Source organism: Planomonospora antibiotica, assembly GCF_014647955.1.
GTDB classification, from domain to species: domain Bacteria; phylum Actinomycetota; class Actinomycetes; order Streptosporangiales; family Streptosporangiaceae; genus Planomonospora; species Planomonospora parontospora.
Genome location: NZ_BMQE01000110.1, coordinates 1 through 4,094, shown reverse-complemented (window position 1 = coordinate 4,094; position 4,094 = coordinate 1). Strand labels below are relative to the sequence as shown.

Annotated in this window: 1 protein-coding gene; it reads left to right on the top strand. The window is 74.6% G+C overall.

The window, feature by feature from the left end:
• On the top strand, positions 1-4,094 hold a 4,094-nt coding region (locus tag IEZ06_RS35455), incomplete at both ends, for a type I polyketide synthase (protein WP_189241045.1).

Genomic DNA, 4,094 nt, shown 5'->3' with positions numbered 1-4,094 from the left:
CCTCCTTCGACCTGACCCAGTGGCCTCCGGCGGGTGCGGTGCCGGTGGACGTGGACGGCGCCTACGAGCACCTGCTGGCCAGAGGCTACGGGTACGGCCCGGCGTTCCAGGGGCTGAAGGCGGCCTGGCGGCGCGGGGACGAGGTGTTCGCCGAGGTGGCGCTGCCGGAGCAGGAACGTGAGGAGGCGGGCAGGTTCGGGCTGCACCCCGCGCTGCTCGACAGCGCCATGCACGCCGACCTCGTCGTCGACCGCGACCCGGACGGAGGAGCGACGCTCCTGCCCTTCACCTGGAACGGGGTGACGCTGCACGCCGCCGGCGCCTCGGCCGTGCGCGTGCGCATCCACCGGCTGCGGGGCGAGGAGGTCTCGGCGATCGAGATCGCGGACGAGACCGGCCGGCCGGTGGCGACGGTGGACTCCCTGGTCTCCCTGCCGGTCTCCGCCGAACAACTCGACGCCGCCCGCGGAGGACTCTCCGATTCGCTGTTCCGGGTGGAGTGGGTCCCGGTTCCGGTGCCGTCGAGCCCGGTGCCGTGGGCGCGGTGGGGAGCGCTGCCGGAGGGGGCCGAGGTGCCCGAGGCGGTGGTGTTCGAGTGCCCGGTGCCCGAGACGGACGTGCCCGAGGCGGTGCGGTCGGTCGTGGGCGAGGTGCTGGGGGTGGTGCAGGCGTGGCTGGCCGAGGAGCGGTTCGCGTCGTCGCGGCTGGTGGTGGTGACCCGGGGTGCGGTGGCGCTGCCGGGTGAGGACGTCGATGTGCGGCTGGCTCCGGTGTGGGGTCTGGTACGGGCGGCGCAGGCGGAGAACCCGGGCCGGTTCGCACTGGTCGACGTGGGCATCGAGGTCGGGGCCGGTGGCCGGGACACCGGTGGCGGCGTGGCCGGGTCGGTTCTGGCCTCGGTTCTGGTTCCGGCGGTCGCGGCCTCGGACGAGCCGGAGATGGCGCTGCGGCGCGATGAGCTGCGGGTGCCGCGCCTGGTGCGGGTGCCGGGCGCGGCCTCGGCGCCTGTCCCGTCGGGCCGGGTGGCGGCGGAGACCTCGGCGGACACGCGGGTCGATCAGGCGGCTGCGGGCCGACCGGGTGCGGACGGGTCCGCTCCGGTGTGGGATGCGGACGGCACGGTGCTGGTGACCGGTGGCACGGGTGGTCTGGGTGCGCTGGTGGCGCGGCACCTGGTGACCGAGCACGGGGTGCGGCAGCTGGTGCTGACCAGTCGGCGGGGCCTGGAGGCGCCGGGTGCGGCGCAGCTGGCCGCCGAGCTGGAGGCGCTGGGGGCGCGGGTGACGGTGGCGGCGTGTGACGTGGCCGATCGGGAGGCGCTGGCGGATCTGCTGGCGGCGGTTCCGGTGGAGCATCCGCTGCGGGGTGTGGTGCACGCGGCCGGGGTGGCCGACAACGGGCTGGTGGGCACGCTGACGCCGGAGCGGATCGACGCGGTGCTCCGGCCGAAGGCGGATGCGGCGTGGTACCTGCACGAGCTGACGGAGGAAATGGACCTGTCGGCGTTCGTGCTGTTCTCGTCGGCGGGCGGGATGGTGCTGGCGGCGGGTCAGGGCAACTACGCGGCGGCGAACGTGTTCCTGGACGGGCTGGCGGCGCACCGCAGGGCCCAGGGCCTGCCGGCCACCGCCGTCGCCTACGGCCTCTGGGAGGTCAACACCGGCCTCGGCGGAGAGCTCACCGCCGCCGACCTGGACAGGGTGAGCCGCCTGGGCCTGCCCGCCGTCTCGGTGCGGGAGGGTCTGGCCCTGTTCGACGCGGCCGTCCTCGCGGACGAGCCCGTGCTGGCGGCCGTCAAGGTCGACCGTACGGCCCTGCGCGGCAGGGGCGGCGACCTACCGGCCCTGCTCCGAGGCCTCGTACGCGGCGCCGCCCGCCGTACCGTGCGCTCCGGGGAAGGGCACGCGGACGGGAACGCGCTGGGGCGGCGGATCGCGGGACTGGCCGGCGCGGAGCGGGACCGCCTGCTGCTGGAGGTGGTCCGCGGCCATGTGGCCAAGGTCCTCGGCCACACCGGACCCGAGGCGGTCGGTCCTGACCGGGCGTTCAGAGAACTCGGGTTCGACTCCCTCGCCGCGGTCGAGCTGCGCAACGAGCTCAATGCGGCGACCGGGTTGAAGCTGCCCGCGACCCTCGTGTTCGACTACCCGACGTCGCGCTCCGTGGCCGGGTATCTCGCGACCAGGTTCTCCGGAACCGTCGCCGAGGGGGCCGCTCCCGCGGTCCCCGTCCCCGCCGCGCAGCAGGACGACCCGGTGGCGATCGTCGCGATCAGCTGCCGCTTCCCGGGAGACGTCCGCTCCGCGGAGGACCTCTGGCGGCTGGCCGCCGAAGGCCGGGACGCGATCACCGATTTCCCGGCGGACCGCGGCTGGGACGTCGAGGGGGTGTTCGATCCCGAGCCGGGCACGGAGGGGAAGACCTATGTCCGGACGGGCGGGTTCCTGCACGACGCGGCCGAGTTCGACCCCGAGTTCTTCGGGATCATGCCCCGCGAGGCGCTGGCGATGGACCCGCAGCAGCGCCTGCTGCTCCAGGCGTCCTGGGAGACGCTCGAGCGGGCGGGCATCGACCCGAAGTCGGTGCGGGGAAGCCAGACGGGCGTCTACGTCGGCATCATGTACAACGAGTACGGCAGCCGCCTGGCCGAGGTGCCCGACGACCTCGCCGGCTACCTGAGCAACGGCAGCGCGGGCAGCATCGCCTCCGGTCGCGTCGCCTACACCCTCGGGCTCGAGGGCCCGGCCGTCACCGTCGACACCGCGTGCTCCTCCTCCCTCGTGGCGCTGCACATGGCGTGCCAGGCACTGCGCCAGGGAGAGGTCACGATGGCGCTGGCCGGCGGCGTGACGGTGCTGCCCACCCCGGATGTCTTCATCGACTTCAGCAGGCAGCGGGGTCTGTCCCCGGACGGCCGGTGCAGGTCGTTCGGTGCGGGCGCCGACGGCACCGGCTGGGGGGAGGGACTCGGCCTGGTCCTGCTGGAGCGGCTGTCGGACGCGCGCCGCAACGGGCACCCCGTCCTGGCCGTCGTGCGGGGTACGGCGATCAACCAGGACGGCGCCTCCAACGGGCTGACCGCGCCGAACGGCCCGTCGCAGCAGCGGGTGATCCAGCGGGCGCTGGCCGTCGCGGGACTCTCCGCGAAGGACGTGGACGCCGTCGAGGCGCACGGTACCGGCACCCGGCTGGGCGACCCGATCGAGGCGCAGGCGCTGCTGGCGACCTACGGCCGGGACCGGCCGGAGGACCGGCCGCTCTGGCTGGGCTCGATCAAGTCGAACATGGGCCACGCCCAGGCGGCGGCGGGTGTCGCCGGTGTGATCAAGATGGTCATGGCGATGCGGCACGGCGTGCTGCCCAAGACGCTGCACGCCGAGGAGCGCACCCCGCAGGTCGACTGGTCGGAAGGCCGGGTGGAGCTGCTGACCGAGGCGCGGGAGTGGGTGAAGAACGGCCATCCGCGCCGGGCGGGGGTGTCGTCGTTCGGGCTGAGCGGCACCAACGCGCACATGATCATCGAGGAGCCTCCCGCGGTCGAGGAGGAGACCGCTTCCGGGCAGGTCCCTGCGACTCCGGAGCGGCCGGAGGCCGGGCCGGGGCGCGTCCCGCTCATGCTGTCCGCGGCGACCCCGAAGGGGCTCTTCGAGCAGGCGGGGCGGTTGGCGGAGCATCTGGCGGATCGTCCGGAGGCGGGTCTGGCCGATGTCGGTTTGTCGCTGGTGACGACGCGGGCGGCGCTGGAGCACCGGGCGGTGCTGGTGGCCGCCGATCGGGAAGATGCGCTGGCCGGGTTGCGGGAGCTGGCCGATGGGCGGGTGCCGGGCGGGGCGGTGACGGGGTCGGTGGGCGCCGAGGGCCGGACGGGGTTCCTGTTCTCGGGTCAGGGGGCGCAGCGGGCGGGGATGGGCCGGGAGTTGTATGCGGCGTTCCCGGTGTTCGCGGATGCGTTGGATGCGGTGTGCGCGGTGGCGGACGTCGAGCTGGGGCGGTCGTTGCGGGAGCTGATGTTCGCCGAGCACGAGGGCGAGGCCGGGGGCGGGGGCGCGGCGGAGGTGCTGGGGCGGACGGAGTTCGCTCAGGTGGCGTTGGTG